The sequence below is a fragment of the Paenibacillus sp. S150 genome, from assembly GCF_019352175.1.
GTDB lineage: Bacteria > Bacillota > Bacilli > Paenibacillales > Paenibacillaceae > Paenibacillus_AQ.
Genome location: NZ_JACBYI010000022.1, coordinates 82,747 through 99,152 on the forward strand (window position 1 = coordinate 82,747; position 16,406 = coordinate 99,152).

General features: G+C 53.9%; 18 protein-coding genes and 1 pseudogene. 17 read left to right on the plus strand and 2 right to left on the minus strand.

The genetic code is table 11. The features are described from left to right. The first annotated feature begins 32 nt into the window (after nucleotides 1–32). From HYD27_RS19230 to HYD27_RS19240, 4 genes are all read left to right on the plus strand, one after another. Nucleotides 33–1,310: a PQQ-dependent sugar dehydrogenase gene (locus HYD27_RS19230; protein ID WP_219217843.1), complete on the plus strand. Its 1,278-nt coding sequence runs from the start codon at nucleotides 33–35 to the stop codon at nucleotides 1,308–1,310. 828 nt (nucleotides 1,311–2,138) lie between these two features. Beyond that, the gene (locus HYD27_RS32440) at nucleotides 2,139–2,261 is read left to right on the plus strand and encodes a hypothetical protein (protein WP_255596484.1); all 123 of its coding nucleotides are present in this window, start codon (nucleotides 2,139–2,141) and stop codon (nucleotides 2,259–2,261) included. 301 nt (nucleotides 2,262–2,562) lie between these two features. After that, entirely contained in the window at nucleotides 2,563–3,405 is an 843-nt protein-coding gene (locus HYD27_RS19235; RefSeq protein ID WP_219217844.1) for an SDR family oxidoreductase, read from the plus strand. Nucleotides 3,406–3,496: 91 nt separating this feature from the next. After that, nucleotides 3,497–4,000 (plus strand): GNAT family N-acetyltransferase, encoded by a 504-nt coding sequence (locus HYD27_RS19240; RefSeq protein ID WP_219217845.1) that lies wholly within the window; start codon nucleotides 3,497–3,499, stop codon nucleotides 3,998–4,000. Between the two features lie 41 nt (nucleotides 4,001–4,041). Here HYD27_RS19240 and HYD27_RS19245 read toward each other — a convergent pair whose 3' ends face one another. Continuing rightward, on the minus strand, nucleotides 4,042–4,386 hold the full coding sequence (locus tag HYD27_RS19245) for a winged helix-turn-helix transcriptional regulator (protein ID WP_219217846.1): 345 nt from the start codon (nucleotides 4,384–4,386) through the stop codon (nucleotides 4,042–4,044). Nucleotides 4,387–4,601: 215 nt separating this feature from the next. On the opposite strand from HYD27_RS19245, the gene HYD27_RS19250 reads away from it, so the two are divergent. The 10 genes and pseudogenes from HYD27_RS19250 (at nucleotide 4,602) to HYD27_RS19290 (ending at nucleotide 13,816) form a co-directional block, all read left to right on the plus strand. Then, on the plus strand, nucleotides 4,602–4,862 hold the full coding sequence (locus HYD27_RS19250; RefSeq protein ID WP_219217848.1) for a YqkE family protein: 261 nt from the start codon (nucleotides 4,602–4,604) through the stop codon (nucleotides 4,860–4,862). Between the two features lie 381 nt (nucleotides 4,863–5,243). After that, nucleotides 5,244–5,372 (plus strand): hypothetical protein, encoded by a 129-nt coding sequence (locus HYD27_RS32445; protein WP_255596485.1) that lies wholly within the window; start codon nucleotides 5,244–5,246, stop codon nucleotides 5,370–5,372. Nucleotides 5,373–5,877: 505 nt separating this feature from the next. After that, entirely contained in the window at nucleotides 5,878–7,980 is a 2,103-nt protein-coding gene (locus HYD27_RS19255; RefSeq protein WP_228745212.1) for a serine hydrolase domain-containing protein, read from the plus strand. A gap of 500 nt (nucleotides 7,981–8,480) precedes the next feature. Next, nucleotides 8,481–8,799: pseudogene (locus tag HYD27_RS19260) on the plus strand (RtcB family protein); the annotation flags it as partial. After that, nucleotides 8,769–10,055 (plus strand): ATP-binding protein, encoded by a 1,287-nt coding sequence (locus tag HYD27_RS19265; RefSeq protein ID WP_219217850.1) that lies wholly within the window; start codon nucleotides 8,769–8,771, stop codon nucleotides 10,053–10,055. The pseudogene HYD27_RS19260 and the gene HYD27_RS19265, both read left to right, overlap by 31 nt. Nucleotides 10,056–10,338: 283 nt before the next feature. Next, complete coding sequence (locus HYD27_RS19270; RefSeq protein ID WP_219217853.1) at nucleotides 10,339–10,842, plus strand: sigma-70 family RNA polymerase sigma factor; 504 nt, start codon at nucleotides 10,339–10,341, stop codon at nucleotides 10,840–10,842. Then, nucleotides 10,835–12,013 carry an anti-sigma factor gene (locus HYD27_RS19275; protein WP_219217855.1) on the plus strand — a complete coding sequence of 393 codons (1,179 nt, stop codon included), beginning with the start codon at nucleotides 10,835–10,837 and terminating at the stop codon, nucleotides 12,011–12,013. The genes HYD27_RS19270 and HYD27_RS19275 overlap by 8 nt, the downstream gene beginning before the upstream one ends. 40 nt (nucleotides 12,014–12,053) lie before the next feature. Beyond that, nucleotides 12,054–12,323 carry a hypothetical protein gene (locus HYD27_RS19280; RefSeq protein ID WP_219217856.1) on the plus strand — a complete coding sequence of 90 codons (270 nt, stop codon included), beginning with the start codon at nucleotides 12,054–12,056 and terminating at the stop codon, nucleotides 12,321–12,323. Nucleotides 12,324–12,547: 224 nt separating this feature from the next. Beyond that, the gene (locus tag HYD27_RS19285) at nucleotides 12,548–13,042 is read left to right on the plus strand and encodes a metallophosphoesterase family protein (RefSeq protein WP_219217857.1); all 495 of its coding nucleotides are present in this window, start codon (nucleotides 12,548–12,550) and stop codon (nucleotides 13,040–13,042) included. A gap of 60 nt (nucleotides 13,043–13,102) precedes the next feature. Continuing rightward, nucleotides 13,103–13,816: an HAD family hydrolase gene (locus tag HYD27_RS19290; RefSeq protein WP_219217859.1), complete on the plus strand. Its 714-nt coding sequence runs from the start codon at nucleotides 13,103–13,105 to the stop codon at nucleotides 13,814–13,816. A gap of 94 nt (nucleotides 13,817–13,910) precedes the next feature. Here the strand turns inward: HYD27_RS19290 and HYD27_RS19295 are convergent, their stop codons facing one another. Continuing rightward, the gene (locus HYD27_RS19295; RefSeq protein WP_219217862.1) at nucleotides 13,911–15,020 is read right to left on the minus strand and encodes an FAD:protein FMN transferase; all 1,110 of its coding nucleotides are present in this window, start codon (nucleotides 15,018–15,020) and stop codon (nucleotides 13,911–13,913) included. 145 nt (nucleotides 15,021–15,165) lie between these two features. On the opposite strand from HYD27_RS19295, the gene HYD27_RS19300 reads away from it, so the two are divergent. The 3 genes from HYD27_RS19300 to HYD27_RS19310 all read left to right on the plus strand — a co-directional run bounded on the left by HYD27_RS19300 (nucleotide 15,166) and on the right by HYD27_RS19310 (nucleotide 16,141). Continuing rightward, the gene (locus HYD27_RS19300) at nucleotides 15,166–15,591 is read left to right on the plus strand and encodes a TetR/AcrR family transcriptional regulator (protein ID WP_228745213.1); all 426 of its coding nucleotides are present in this window, start codon (nucleotides 15,166–15,168) and stop codon (nucleotides 15,589–15,591) included. Nucleotides 15,592–15,755: 164 nt separating this feature from the next. Then, nucleotides 15,756–15,983: an ABC-2 transporter permease gene (locus tag HYD27_RS19305; protein WP_219217864.1), complete on the plus strand. Its 228-nt coding sequence runs from the start codon at nucleotides 15,756–15,758 to the stop codon at nucleotides 15,981–15,983. Continuing rightward, a complete protein-coding gene (locus HYD27_RS19310; protein ID WP_219217866.1) occupies nucleotides 15,980–16,141 on the plus strand; it encodes a hypothetical protein in 162 nt (53 codons plus the stop codon). The genes HYD27_RS19305 and HYD27_RS19310 overlap by 4 nt, the downstream gene beginning before the upstream one ends. Nucleotides 16,142–16,406: the final 265 nt, after the last annotated feature.

Below are 16,406 nucleotides of genomic sequence, written 5' to 3' on the forward strand. Positions count from 1 at the left end.
TATTTCCATTTCAATTCCGGGAGGTTATGACCATGTTTCTCACTAAAAGCCCTAACCGCATACTGCTGCTGGGCGTCACGTGCATTCTATGGGCAGGACTGCTGACGGCCTGCGGCGGATCTGCCGGACCGGAGAGCGGCGAAGCCGGACTGAATGCCGGGGGAGCGCTCCCTGCGGGAACACCTGCAGCATCCGCCGGCCCTGAAGCGGCAGCATCTGCAGGCGAATCATCGGAAGGTGAGGGAACGGCTCCCGGGAATCCGCCGCCTTCATTTTCTTCTTCCTCCTTTCCGTACACGGCTCAGACACTGGCTGCCGGGCTGGATGTACCTTGGGAGATGGACTTTGCGCCGGATGGACGGATATTTTTTACCGAGCGGCCTGGTACCTTGCGTGTGATCGAGAACGGCGAAGTAAGAGACAATCCGCTTCTGGAATTCCCTGCACCCTTTTTAAGCAGGGGAGAGGGCGGCTTGCTGGGCTTTGCGCTTGATCCGGCTTTTGAAGACAACGGGTTCGCCTATACGTATCATTCATACCGCAGCGAAAGCGGGGGAGTGGAAAATCGGGTGCTCCGTTTAAGCATCAGCGGCAGCAAGGCGGTGATCGATAAAGTGCTGCTGGATGGCATCCCGGGAGACACCAATCACAACGGCGGGCGGATCAAATTCGGACCTGACGGTTATCTGTATATCACGACAGGCGAACGCTATGAGCCGGAGCTGGCACAGGACCGGAACAGCCTGGGCGGCAAAATTCTGCGGATTTCCCCGGACGGCTCCATCCCGGCGGACAACCCGTTCCCTGGCTCCCCCGTATACAGCTGGGGCCACCGCAATCCTCAGGGGCTGGCCTGGCAGCCGGGCAGCGGCATTCTTTACAGCTCGGAGCACGGCCAGTCCAGCCATGATGAGATCAATATCATTGAGGCCGGGGGGAATTACGGCTGGCCTCTGATTGAAGGCGACGAAGCCGGGGCCGGGAACGGAGCAGGGATGAAGCTTCCGCTGCTGCACAGCGGAGAGGAGACCTGGGCCCCGTCAGGAATCGCTTTTATTACCCAGGGGCCATGGAGCGGCGAGCTGCTTGTGGCGAATCTGGCCGGACAACAGCTGCTGCATGTTTCCCTGGGGGCGGGAAACGGTGAAGCTGCGGCAGAAGCCATGTTCCATGAGGAGTGGGGCCGCATCCGCAATGTGGCCGAAGGGCCGGACGGAACCCTGTATCTGATGACCAACAACCGGGACGGCAGGGGAAGCCCCGGAGCGGAGGATGACCGGCTTATTGCGCTGAAGCCGAATGTAGAGTAAGCGGAGAGCTTCCTGCTGAAGCGGTACCGATAGGATAGGAGGACGGCGATTTATGCTTGCGTGCAGGATCAGCTGCTGCCAGTGCAGGGATAAGCCATTCAGACACGGCCAACCTTTGCCTGAATAGAATCTTCACCCCCGGAAAGCTTCGCGTTACCCATGGGAATGGAGCGCAGAGCGGCCGGCAATTGCCAGCATATCCCCGCAGAGCGGCCGGAGGATTGGCAGGTGGTATCCGTGCAGAGCGGGCGGATTGGCAGGTGGTATCCCCGCAGAGCAGTCAGCGATTGGCAGGTGGTATCCCCGCAGAGCAGTCAGCGATTGGCAGGCGGTATCCCCGCAGAATACAGACTTCGGCGGGCCAACGTCTGGCCCGCAAGAACACACCATGTATCTCAATCTCAATCCGGAAAATGATGTCCAAGTGAGCATTGACTATACAGCGAATAGTGGATTAGGTGGAAATAGTATACTTAAAATTACTGAAATCCCTTCCGCAGCAGCTTTAGTGGGATTTTGTACACTTATTTTCAGTGAAATGTCTATATTTGGAGCGATTCGGCCCCTTTAAGTCTACTTTTTCCCACTAGGATTCGGTTTGAAGCGGGAAGGCCCGGATTTAAGTGACCTTTTTCCACTTCGGATCATCGAAGTTAGGCTGTAGCTTGACTGGTGACTTGACTGCATGTAAGAATCACGCACCACGCTGCCAGCCCGCACAGGCTGTTCAGCTGCGTCAGCCGGCCGGGAAAGGCCTGCATCTGCCCCTGAAACGCCTGCGTCATCTGTGCAATCCGCTAAAGGGGGCATTTTCAGCGAACTGAAAATATGACCTTTCAGCATCGGCGGGCTGCCTGTGATGAACGGCATATCGCCGCGGTATTCGAACAGCCGGACACCGTGCAGCTTACCGGCGGGCAGCGGCAGATTGCCGATATGCCGATATCCTGAGGGGGTCAGGATAATGCGTTTGGGGTTTGCAGGCAGGTGACCCGGGTTCCCCGTGGGCCGCAAGAGGGCGTGTGTTATTCCGGACATGCCGGTACCGATCAGCGTGAGGCCATCCTCATCCTTCAGCAGCACCGGATAAATCGTGGCGGGTCCCCGGACCCGCCTCCAGACAGGGTTGTCAGCTTAAGGGTTTTCTTAATCCCCCGATATGATGTAACATAATCTTAAAACATGCGCTTGTAAAAAGGCCAGGCCGGGGCTGAAGCCGGCAGGGTACAACGTGGGGAGAGGGGATTCGCTCATGTCAGGGAAGACCGTGCTGATCACCGGAGGCAATTCCGGAATGGGACTGGCGGCAACGATTGAAATGGCCCGCCGGGGAGCGGCGGTCATTATGGCCTGCCGCAGCCGCAAGCGGGGAGAAGAGGCGCTTGCGGAAGCCAAGCGGCAGAGCGGGTCGGATAATATTAAGCTGATGCTGTGCGATCTGGCCTCGTTCCAGAGCGTCCGCGCTTTTGCCGGGGAATTTAAGGCCGTCTATCCCGTGCTTGATGTGTTAATCAATAATGCCGGAGTCATCTCAATTAAGAGGCAGCTCACGGCCGACGGGTACGAGCTGGATTTCGGGGTGAACCACCTGGGCCATTTCCTGTTGACGAATCTGCTGCTGGAGCGGCTGGCCGCAGCGGAGCAGGGGCGGATTGTTGTAGTTGCCTCAGGCGCTTATAAGATCGGCAAGCTCCATCTGGATGATCACACCCTGTCGCACGGCTACAATCCGGCCAAGGCCTATGCCCGTTCCAAGCTGGCCAATATTCTGTTCACCCGGGAGCTGGCTTCACGCCTGAGGGGAACTGGTGTTACAGTTAATGCCGTACATCCGGGTGCGGTTGGAACAAGCCTCGGGGTTAACCGCGAGACAGGCTTCGGACGCTCAATCCTGAAGCTGCTGTCGCACTTTTTTCTGACACCGGAGCAGGGCGCGGACACGGCTGTCTGGCTGGCAACCGCGCCTGAGCTGCGTGAAGTGTCCGGAGAGTATTATTACCGGAGGAAGATTCAGGAGCTGTCCTCCCGGGCGCGGAATGCGGAGGAGGCCGCACGGCTGTGGAAGTGGAGTCTGGAGCAAACCGGTCTGCAATAAATTGCCGCAGCAGAGAAGAAAGCTCAGCCGGCCCGATTACAGCCGCGCGGCGAGCCAATGCAATTCATAAATTTGCAGGAGGAATGGATGAATGACAACGCAGAATTACAGCATCGAAGATGCAGTGGCCGGGGATCTGGCGGCCATCGTGGATATATATAACTCAACGGTTGCCGGCAGAATGGTTACTGCCGATCTGGAGCCGGTGAGCGTTGCGGACAGAGAGAAATGGTTCCAGGAGCACAACAGCCATCACCGGCCGCTCTGGGTGCTGAAAAAAGACGGGGAAATCGCCGGCTGGCTCAGCTTCCAGTCCTTCTACGGCCGCCCGGCCTATAACGGCACTGCGGAAATCAGTGTCTATGTAAATGAAAAATTCCGCGGCACAGGGGCAGGAAGCCTGCTGCTGGCCAAAGCGCTGGAGGAATGCCCGCGCCTTGGCCTGCAGAATCTGGTCGGCTTTGTGTTTGGCCATAATGAGCCAAGCCTGTCGCTGCTGCGGAAATTTGGTTTTGAAGAGTGGGGCCTGCTGCCGGGTGTCGCCGAGATGGACGGAATTCTGCGTGATCTGGTGATTATCGGCCGCAAGCTGTAATTTATGGAATGCTCTCCGCGCTCCGGAGCGGTACGTGAAGCTTATTGCGGGCGGACAGGTTCAGACTGGCATTCTTCGGCTGTAATCCATGAATCCGACCATTGCTGGAGGTCACGGATGACCGATTCCAGCGCCCGTCCCTTAGCCGTCAGAGAGTACTGGATACGTACGGGCGTCTCGGGGAACACCTCGCGGAGGACGATGCCCTCCTGTTCAAGCTCCTTAAGCCGCTCGGAGAGCAGCCTGCCGCTGACCGGCAGCGAGGCTTCGATCACACTGAACCGCTGGGGTCCCTGGAGAAGCTGATAGATGATTAAGCCCGTCCAACGTCTGCCGATAATATCCATGCTTTTTTGTAACCTTGGACACAAATCTGTAGATTTCATAAGGCTCACCTCTTACTCTACATTATAAACGAAAAGACCCCTGACTAAAACAAATTTGAAGTATATAAGATGAGGTTAATCCTGACAAAAGCAACTAAGGAGAAGCTTGAAGCTTGCGGAGCGGCAGCGGCCGGAAACCGGGGCATTCTCTTATAGCCCGAAGAGTATGATTTCATTTCATTCCAGATACCGACTGACCCGAAAGGATGATTACAATGGCCAAAAAGAAGAAATCAACCCCGGCTCCGCGCCCTGCCGCGTCAGATGCTCCGGCAACCCTGAAGGATCTGCTGAGCAGAGATGTGCTGGATAAGCTGAAGGCGCAGGCAGATGCGCTCAAGGCTGAAGAAAATGAGAAAAAGGAGGCCGCCCGCAAAGCGGTTGAGGATCAGCGTAAGGCGGAGCAGAAGCGTCTGGAAAATGATTTTGCCCATTTGCTGGAGAACAGCAGCCAGGACTGGAGCAAATTCAAATAAACAGGATACGCATGCGCTAAAACGGCTGCGCGGCCCTTGAAGGGGCGGCGCAGCCGTTTTTGGTTAATTGCTCAACAGACGTGGTTGTGAATAATTTTATATGAATTGAACCGGAGAACCTGAACAAGCGGATGGAACGCAAGGAGATTCATAGGGAACGAAAGCGAAGTGTAAAAAGTAACACTAATGGGCTGGAATCCCGGCTTTAACAGGCTTTAGTGGGATTTTGTACACTTATTGGAGGCCATCTCCCCCATACAAGGTGATTTCAGGCAAATTAGTTGTACTTTTTCCCACTAGGGATGATCCAGGATCCGCATGCGCTACCTTAAGGGTCCTTTTTACCACTAATTACGGCTGGCGAAAAAGCGGCGGAAGGGAATGTGGAGACTGCAGGAGCGGAGCGTCTGCCTTTGTCTGCGGATTTCCACCGCGAACTATACATCAAGAAATCTGCAGACGGGCAGCGGCGGGAAGTCCAAGCATTCTCTGGATTACGACCAGTCCTAAATAGAAAAATTACAAGTTCAATCTATATAGTGTAAATAATCGAGCCTCCAGCCCAAGAGAGACTATGCAAACTTACATGCTGGTGGACATAATCAGCGTCTGCCTCACAATGTTTATGGCCATTATTCTCCAGCACCGCACGCTTGTTACCTCATCAGGGTACCGGAACGGACGCTGAATCTGAAATCAGGCAGCGGGAAAGAAGCGGCGCAACTGCTTGCCGAAATGGACGAAGGCGAGCAGTGGACGGTATACCGGTCTGCCTGTTCGCCGATCAGATTACCGGTGAGATGCTATCGCAGGCATCGTGCTGTTTACGCTGTACTCCCTGCTGTTCGGCTTCACACCGCTGCCCAATTATCATCCTGGCCTCATTCTGCTGGTGCAGCAGCTGTCTATTACCGCAAGGCAAGCAAGGCGTTTAAATAAATTTAAAGAACCCGTATCCGGGAAATTCCGTAATAACAACTATATCTACTATTTTAATTGAATTGGAGTGAAGTGAATGAATGTGTCAATGTTTCGCAACCGTCCGGCTTTTTGGATGAGGACTGTTCTTGCCGCTGCCCTGATTCTGTCTCTGATGGCCCCGGCGGTGCAGGCGTCTGCCGTTTCTCCCGCGCCTGCTTCCGGGCAAGCCAAGCCGCTGACGACAGAGAATGCCGCGGCATTCCTCCAGCAGTTCTTCAGCTTGGAAGAGGTGAAGGAGCAGCTTACCGGTGCGGTTATTATTGTGGTCAAGGATGGCGAGACGGTGATTGAAGAAGGCTTCGGTTATGCGGACAAGGCCGGCAAGACAGCGGTAGACCCGGATGAAACCGTCTTCCGTATGGCCTCGGTATCCAAAACCTTCACTGCCGTTGCCGCCATGCAGCTGGCGGAGCAGGGGAAAATCGATTTGAAGGCGGATTTTCAGACCTATACAGGACCGATTGAATTCGAGAATCCCTTCGGGGTTCCGGTAACGGTGGAGCATCTGCTGACCCACACCACTGGGTTCCGGATTCAGGATCCCCAGCCGGAGGATATCAACGATAATTTCGAAGCAATGGTACCGATTGAGGATTATGTGCTGCAGCATATGCCGCCGGTGGTCCGTGAGCCGGGCACTTCTTACATGTATGACAACTTCGCTTCGCTGCTGCTAGGTCTGGTAGTGGAGAAGGCCGGCGGCGAGCCCTACGAGGATTATATGGAGAAGCATGTATTCGCCCCGCTGGATATGGATAAAAGCGGCTTCCTGCTGGAAGGCAAGCTGAAGGAAGACCTTGCTACAGCCTATGATGCCACAGGCAAGGCGCTTGACCTGTATACGGTAACTCCAACCGTCATGCCGCATGGAGGCATGCTGTCCACCGCCGATGACATCGGCAAGTTCATGACCGCTTTCCTGAACGGAGGAGCTGCGGGCGATAACCGTATTCTGGCTGAAAGCACAGTAGATGCCATGGAGGAATACCGCTCCTCTATCCATCCGTTGCTGCCGAATACCACCTATGGCTTCGAAGCGCCCTTTCAGCTTCCAGGTGCGGGGAGCAGCTCCAAGATTATCACCAAGGCAGGCGATCTGGTCGGCTTCAGCTCTTATATGTTTCTGATTCCGGAGCAAAAGACCGGAGTTTTCATTGGCTATAATCAGCAAAGCGTGCTGCGGGAGCTGTTCTACCCGGCGTTTATCCAGACGTTTTTCCCGCAATATGCCGCACCTGCGAAGCTGGACGCCTTCCAGCCGCTAAGCGCCGAGGCCCTGGACGCATTTACAGGCTATTATGCGGACCTCCGTCTCAAAAGCCTGGTCTCCACGGTTGCTGTAAAAGAAGGCGCGCTTAGCATTAGCGATGCTTTGCTGGGCACCCGCCAGTTGAGCCAGGTGGACGATAATTTGTTCATAGATGAGCTGACCGGGAAATTTACCGGCTTTGCACTGGCTGCGGACGGCCAGGGAGCCTATCTGAAAGAACCGTACCTCAATCCTTACGGCTATGGGCAAAAAGGGCCGGACGGCCTCGGTTATGCCGATGTCACCGCGAGCCACCCGTATGCGACCCCGGTTATGATGCTGCAGTCGCTGGGCTATCTGCCGAATGATGCAGCGCTCAGCTTTCAGCCTGAGGCGGGAATTACGCGTGCCGAGTATGTTCGGCTGATGCTGGAGAGCAGCAGTATAAAAGAGAGCAAGACAGAGAAGCTGGCGTTCCCTGATCTGCAGGGCCATCCTGATGCCGCTTACGTGCAAATGGCCGTCCAGCTCGGGATGGTTCAGGGGACGGCAGGCGGAGAGTTCCAGCCCGACCGGGTCATTTCCCGCCAGGAGGCGGCGGTGATGGTATGGAGACTGCTCAGCGCACAGTACCCGGATGAGCTGTTCCAAAATGTGAAGCTGGCCGGCAGCACGGATCAATGGGCGGTTCCGGCAGTAAAGATGGCCGTGGCTTTGGGACTGTACGGACCTGATATTAAGGCGGATGCCAACGGGGCTGTCGATTACAAGTCCAGAGAAGCGCTGAGCAAGAAGGAGAATGCTGCGATTCTATATGCTCTGTTCACGAATCCGGTCGATAGAATCGTTGCCGGACTGGCGGAGAAGACCGGAGAAGCGGGCAACTGAGATTGCGGACAGCGAATATTTTCCAAAGTATAGGATTGACAGAGCTTTTGAATAACACTTAATATGAGAATTATCTTACCATGAAGGGGGCCGATGAAGATGATTGGAACGAATACGCTGTTCCCGCAGGCACAACCAGCGCTAATTGCATATCAGAAATTGGATTCCATCGGCCCTGTCCGGCAGACATGATGCGTTATACAGAGCGAGCTTAGGAATCTGACTGGCTGTACTGGTAAAGATTTCATAAGCTTGTCATGTCGTGTTATATCAGGGGGACGGCCGGCAGATCAGAGGATCTGCAGCCGCTTCCGCATCAGACAACGCTTTGGCTGAGCCGTGGGTCCGTACAGGATCTGCGGTTCTTTGTTTTGGATTTTTATGTTTATAAGAAAGGGAAGGATAATCTGTTATGAGTACCTATGAGCTAAAACCCCAGTACCGTCACACTGTAGCCCTTCCGGGCGGCGACCTGAAGGTGTATGCCAGCGGCCAGCTGTTTGCCGGGCGGGGAAGAGAATTATTATTCCATCTGCCATGGCGCAGGCCGCATCTCACGTTCGGCAACGAAGCGGCTGGTGCCGGTTGGTGAATTTCCCCGGTCGCTTAGGGCAGGCAAAGAGGATGAGATTATCGTCAATCAGCATTCCCTGGAATCTATCATTGACGAATCGCCTCAAGCCTATAAGAATGTAGATGAGATCATAGAAAGCGTTACGGGCTGCCGGCCTGGCTGCCGTTGTGGCCAAATGCAAGCCGCTCGCAGCGATAAAGGGGACCAAGCGACAATGGAGAAGGGGAACAGGAAGCATACTGTAATATACGAATATGATGAGAACACCGTCGGAATGATCAAGGGCTACGATGCTTACGCACGCCTTGTGGACGGAATTCTTGAAGCTCTGCACACCCGTTATGGTGTCCGCTATGAGCTGTATGCCAGTGACGATCCCAACAGTGAATACTGGAAGCTGCTGGAGAATGATGTGCAGAGCGGAAATCCGGGGGTGGAGCATGTGGCGCGGATTTTCGACCGTCTGGAGGACCGGACGTTTGTGTACGACGATGACAAGGAGCAGCCGGAATACAGCATCCATTTGTCGATCCGCAACAATGTGCTGGCCTACCCGGATATGGGTGTGGCGCTCGCGCGGGTTCCCGTATTCCAGGAAAATGGCATCAACTTTCAGGACTATGTGTTCGCCGCCTCCGACGCGCAGCTGCAGGGGTTTCTGGGCAATGTGCGCAAGCGGCAGCGGGAGCAGAATATCAACAAGGTGACCGTGTTCACCGACAGGCGCAACGGGATTTTCCGTGAAGATGAGCCGATTACCCGCTCTGTCGGGCGCGAGGATGTGGTACTGGAGGCGGGGATCAAAGAAGAGATCTACCGCTCGCTGGACCAATTTTTCGATTCGGACCGCAGCTTCTATGTCACCTATGACATTCCCTACAAGCGGGGGATTCTGCTCTACGGGCATCCGGGCAACGGCAAAACCACGCTGGTAAAGTCCATTGCCGGCAGTGTGCCCGGTCCCGTGGTCTATTGGCAGATTACCGAATACACGAGCAGCGAATCAGTGAATGAGGTGTTTGAAGCCGCCGCCAGGCTTGCGCCGATGGTGCTGGTGATCGAGGATATCGATTCGATGCCGCAGGAGGTCAGATCCTTTTTTCTGAATACGCTGGACGGGGCGACCTCCAAGGAAGGGATTTTTCTGATCGGCACCACCAATTACCCGGAGAAAATAGATCCCGGCCTCATGAACCGCGCCGGACGCTTCGACCGGGCCTACGAAATCAGGATGCCGGACGAGGAGCTGCGCCTGGAGTATTTGAGGCTGCGGGACTTCACGGCGTTTACCGGTGAAGAAGGCGTTGCGGCCGCTGCGCGCCTGACGGCGGATTTCTCCCTGACCCAGCTCGGCGAGCTGTATGTCAGCGCGGCGCTGGAATGGCACAAGAACGGCCGGATTGATGTTGAGGCGCTTGTACGCGGGATGCGCGGCGAGGTGGACAAAGGGCGCAAGCGGGAATGGATGAAGGATGCTTCATCGGCCATCGGGTTTTATTGAGATTTATTATTGAAATAAGCCAATACAGAAAATGGGTATGCAGTACATTTGAGGGAGCCGGAGGGCTTCCTTTTTTTAAAAAGAATTTATATGTTTCACGCTAAAAATTATCCTTATCTTTCTCGCTGTAACGGATACCGTCCTATAAGGACGGCGAAGCCGTTTCTGCTTGGATGAGGCGACGCAAGCCGATATATAATTGTGCAGGGTTATTTTCCCTGTTTTGGAGGCCGGGGTGTAACTTTTGCCGAATTGATGCGTGGTTAAGTCAAGGGGGGAAGGAATGGAGCCGAAATCGCTGGATGAGCTGTATCAGAACTATGTCCGGGACATATACACCTACTTGCGCTCCCTTTGCCATGATCATCATCTTGCCGAAGATTTGACGCAGGAGACGTTTTTCCGCGCTTATCTGTATCTGGAGAACTGCCCGGAAGACAAAATCAGGCCTTGGCTGTTCCGTGTCGCATACAATGCTTTTGTGGATTACATACGCAAGGCCAGGAGGAGCATCAGCAAGGATGCCGATTATTTCAACAAGCTGGCCCACCCCGAGACTACGGAGGGTACGCTGCTGAGGCAGGAACGCCTGGAGGAGACGGCTTTGTCCGTGGACGGCTTGCCGGAGAGGCAGCGCCATGCGCTGTTGCTGCATGATGTGTACGGGATGACCTACCTCGAAGCTGCGGAGATCATGGAGATCGGGCTGTCCCAATATAAAATGCTGGTATTCCGTGCCAGGCAAAGTCTGCGGAGTGACCGGCGGAGGAGGAACGGCGATGAGTGAGGGATTCAAAGAAAAGCTGCGGTTATACAGTGAAGGCAAGCTGCCGGAAGCCGAGCGCGAAGAAGTGGAGCAGGAGCTGGAGAAGCTGGAGGCTTACCAGATTTACCTCGAGGAGCAAATGGAGCAGGAGGATCAGTCACAAGGATGGCGAAAAAAAAACCTTCCGCCCCTGGCGGCTCCGGTACGGGGCAAGGAAAAGAGGATTGTCCGCCGGGGAAAATGGAGAGCGCGGTTTGTGAATACCTTTACCGTGCTGACGGCGCTTCTGGCATTCACCATCATCAGCAGTATAATTACTGCTGTGTTCTATGCTGCGGGAGACCGGACGGACACCTATCGTGATGTAATATCCTCGGCGATTGCCGTTTCGAGGCCGAATACGGAGGTGTACCTAAGCGCAAATGCAAAATACTTTTTCAGAATGGAGTTAAGCGGAAGGCTGCAGAAGCAAATCGGCGGGGAACAGGCGGATGCCGGAGAATATACGCAGAATTTTCTCTTTGGGTTGTCCGGTCCGGGTATTTTTAATTGGACAGATGCGGGGAATGCCGGAAATTTTTACTTTTTTTATCCTGATGCAGCAGCGGGTTCCGGGAGCGGTTCGGATGACAGCCGGGAGTGGAAGAAGCTGAATAAGCTTCCCGAGGGCACCGTGGCGGAGGCCTACCTGTCCTTTGACCATTTATTCACAACAGATGAGCTGCTGAAAACGCTGGAGCCGCTGGAGCTGCTGCCGGTGTGGTTTGCCGCAGACACGGGCCAGCGCTCTGCCAATACGGCAGTCACCGCTCCGCTCGGCTTCCCATATATGCCAATTTGGCATGAAGAAGATGCGAAGGTGACGCAGCTCTCCGGAGAAAAGACAGGCTGGTTCAGCAGTGTTACTACCAGAAGTGTGGCGTACCCGTCTGTTGAGGCGTACGGCGATGGCGAACTTCGCAATGACAACTTCATCAAGACGCTGAAGCTTCTGCAGCAGCATAAATCTCTGGCCCGGAAGGCGGCTCCGTTCATCCGGCTGGATGAGGCAGTCAGCTATGTGGAGGAGCAGGGAGTTCAGCTGTACGGAGCTGTTGTTACGGGACCGGTGAAGGAGCTGCTGAAGCTGCAGGAGAATTCCTGGCTCAGCAACATCAGAATCGGGGAAGTGCAGCTGTGGAATTGGCATTAGATAATATACGTTTCCCATCGCAAAGGGAGAACTGGAAACAATGAGAAAAGGCTTAGAAAGAGATCATATGGATAAAACCCTATTAGAACAAATAATTGTAATTGCTGAAACAGGCAAGCTGTCCGCTAAGGGGCAAGCAGCCATCCCCATAAAGGTGAGAGAAGAGATTGGCGTGAAAGAACTCCACCGGGAAAACAGGCTGCCTATACTTACCTGGAACTCGGGTTTTAAAAAATGGAAATTAGATTGCAAATATTATTCACCTAAAGATTTATATGCTGCGGAAAACAATGGACAGAACAATGAATAAAAAAGAGGCATTTATCAAGCGGAGGAGAATGCTCCTCCGCTTGTTTATTCGAGTGGAAACCCCTACCCGGCCATAGGTTACGACAAAATCACCACACTTCTAAGGGTGGCATAATAAATTGCCTTACTTGCTTCTCTCCGCTGCAAATCGTACAATTACTGAAAATTAGTATTCGCAAAGCTGCGGTAAATGTTCACGATTATACAGATTAGGAGCTGAAGCTGATGAAGGTAGGAGTTGTATCGGATACGCATCTCTCAAGCAGTGCAAGAGGGCTGCCTTCCGTGCTTATGGAGGAATTCGGCAAGGCGGATATCATTCTGCACCTGGGCGACTGGGTGTCGATGGAGATTTATGATCTGCTGGCACAGCTTGCCCCGGTGGAGGGGATTGCCGGCAACAATGACGGAGCGGAGATCATCCGCCGGCTGGGCGAGCGCAAGATCATTACGCTGGAAGGCGTGCGTATCGGGATGATTCATGGGCATGCGCCGTATTCGCGCAGGGGAACCGACGGCAACGCGCTGCTTGCCTTTGAAGGCGAGGAGGTGGACTGCATTCTTTTCGGCCATTCCCACCAGCCGCTGCTGCGCAAAGAGGACGGTATTCTGCTGTTCAATCCAGGCTCCCCAACCGATAAGCGGAGGGAGAAGCAGTATTCCTTCGGCCTGCTGGATATTGAAGCGGGCAAGGTCAGCGCACGCCACATTTTCTTTTGATTCCAGGGAATAATAGAGTAGAGTGAACTATGTTTGAAGAAAAGAGTAAGGGGCGTTAACGTGGATAAGAGCAATGGGAAGCTGGCTGTTTTTTTTGATCTGGATGATACGCTGTACGATCATCTGGTGCCTTTCCGGGAAGCGGTGCGCGAGGTGCTGCAGCCGGAAGACAGCAATTTGAATTATGCCGATTTATTCTACAAGGTGAGGCATCACAGCGACTTGCTGTGGCCGATGTATCTGCAGGGCGAGCTTGCACTGGAAGAAACGCGGGTGCGGCGGCTGGAGCTTGCTTTTGCCGAGGCTGGCCTGGAGCTGAACCGGGAGCAGGCGGCAAAAGTGCAGGCAGCCTATATCGGCCGCCAGTACAGTATTGAACTGATAGAGGGTGTGGCTGAACAGCTCCAGCGCTTCATCTCCCTCGGACACAAGGTGGGCATTATTACGAACGGCCCGCAGGACCACCAGATGAACAAGCTGCGCGGATTGGGGGTGGACAAGCTCATCCCGCAGGAGATGATCTTTATCTCCGATGCAGTTGGACTGGCCAAGCCGGACCCGGCAATTTTTGCCCATGTCAACCGGGTGACCGGGACAACAGCGGAGCAGTCGCTCTACATTGGAGACACCTGGGACAATGATGTGGTCGGTGCGCTTGCCGCAGGCTGGAAGGTGTGCTGGTACAATCCCCGCGGCCGCCAGCCGGGAACGGAGCATAAGCCGAGCTATATCTTCACCAGCTACCGGGAATTCAGCGGGCTTCCGCTGATTTGAGCGAGTGTTCTAATATCATATACCTGCCTAAAAAACGGCGGAGCCCAGGCTCCGCCGCTTTTGTTTGTGCTGCAGACGTCGCAGCAGATGAGCCTTAGTTGGCAAAAGTGTACGTAGGATCGGTCAACTGCAGCCTTTCCTTCAGCTCAGAGGTTGCATAGATTTTGTTGTCATCGGTAATAAAGAAAGCTTCAACCTTCTCCGGCAGCGCTTCAAGATATTTCATTCCATCCTCCAGGCCCATCAGGAAGACCCCGGTAGAGAGGGCGTCAGCGTCAGTAGCATTGGGACTCATAATGGTAAGGCTTTTCAGCCCGTTCTGGGATGGGAACCCTGTGCGGGGATCAAGAATGTGATGGTAACGCACGCCATCCTGCATGAAGAAACGTTCATACACACCGGAAGCGTCAATGACTTCATCGGTAATCTTGATGGTTCCGAGCTGGGTGCCGCGGCTCTGGTCAGGGTCCTGCAGGCCAATGTTCCACGGCGAGCCGTTAGGCTTATTGCCCAGAGCGATGATGCTGCTGCCGCCAAGGTTGATCATTGCGCTGTCCAGACCCTGCTCCTTCAAATAATCGGCGATGCGGTCAGCGGCATACCCCTTGCCGATCCCTCCCATGTCCAGCACCATGCCTTCTTTGGTCAGTTTGACTGTCTTCGCGGCATCATCCACAATAACATCCTTGTAGTTGGTCAGTGCTTTGGCTTTGTCGATTTCCGCCTGAGGAGGAACCGATTCTCCGCCATTGCCGATATTCCACAGATCCACAAGCGGTCCGATCGTCGGATCGTACAGCCCGTCCATTTCTTCGGCGTACTGAAGCGAGAGCTTGACAATATCCAGGGTTTCATCGGAGACGACAACGGCTTCTTTGCCGGCAGCCTTGTTCACTGCGAACAATTCTCCGTCTTCCTTGGTACGGCTGAACTCTGTATCCATTCGCTCCAACATCTGCTGGATGTCATCCATATTCTTTTGTTCAGCGTTGTCGCCGAACACCTTGATATTCACAACGGTATCATAAATATAAAACGTCTGCTCCAGGGATTTCGTTCCGCCATCCGTGGATACCTTTGCGCCGCCGGAGGTTTCAGCGGGGCTGCTGCCGCTGTCCTTATTCTTGCTGCAGGCCGTGACAGCCAGAGCGATGATAACGACGAAGGCGACGAGGAAAAGTCTCGATTTTTTGTTCTTAAACATATTCCACCATCCATAAAGTTAGTTTCTTGACTACATCCTTATTATCATACCCCAGATAAGCGGGCAATGGATACTTTTTTGACGACATTTTGGGCATAAGAAGTAGATGGGATTTTCCTTCCCGCAGAATTTAAAAGCCACAACCATGGATCAAGTGTCCAAGATCGCAAATGTAGGCAAAGGGACGATTTATACCTTTTTCAAAACGAAGGAAGAGCTGTTCGAAGAAATTCTGGGCAAGGCCTCCCAGGAGCTGACCTCGGTAATGAACCGTTTGGCGGAGGAGGATAATACCTTTATACTGAAGCTGTTCAATCTGCTCGACTCTATTCTGGAGTTCCGCTCCAATCATGAATTATTCGTCAAGCTGGCGCAAGAGGGAGGGATATCGGCACTGTGCAGGCGTTGGAGGCGTCAAGCGGATGGAAGAATATGCGCTGGATTTCCTGCGGCAGCAGATTGGGCAGGCGATCAGCCGGGGCGAAGTGAAGCCTTGCGATCCAAGCGTGGCGGCGTTCATGATTCTGCGTCTATACCTGGCTTAGACCACCGGATGGAACAAAGAGCATGAGCCGCTGGATAACAACCGGATTAAGGAGCATATGATTCTGTTTATTTCGAACGGCATTCTTATATAGCTGCCAAGTATAGAAGCCAAGCCGTCCAGCCTGCAAAGGCTATTTTTTTGTCCCTTAATGAATATTGTGAAAGTTTTCGGGAATTTACAAGCAAGAGATGCTGGAGCTGCTGCCGGGCTGGATGCAGAAGATGAATCCGTGGCTGCCTATGACACACAGCACCGTTGGCTGCAAGGCGATTATCGCCAGCTGCGGCTATATCTTGTTAAGAGAGCAAACCGTGTATTTGTTCACCTATGCCGTGATCTTTCTGGCCCTAACCCTCCTGTATTTTGCGCGCCAGACCAAGCGGACACCAGCTGCCCTTAAAGAGCTGACGGCATGAGGTATAACCTGAAGCTGCCGGGCATGCACCGGGCCGGAACGACTCGGGTTGACATCGGGAAGCTGTGTTGCGCCAAGCGCCGGGCCGGCAGAGAGCTGGAGGGAAAGGTTGTAACTAAACTGCTGCAATCTGCGGCGGCTCCAGCTGAAGGAAATTAATTAGTCCGGCCAGATTGCCCCGAAATGGCGCTGCTCAGAGTGTTAGTGGGAATTAGTACAACTAATTTGCTGAAATCGGCGCTGCTGCGAGGTTTAGTGGGAATTTGTACACTTAATCAACCATGGCCTGGCAGCCACCGTCGGTCATGAAAAACAGATGAAGACAGAGTGCGTATTTGGTAAAATGGTGCTGTGGATCAGAGGTCGATAAAATATTGGTGAGAAATCCCGACACTTAATCTGACCGGCTGCAACGACGAGAAAC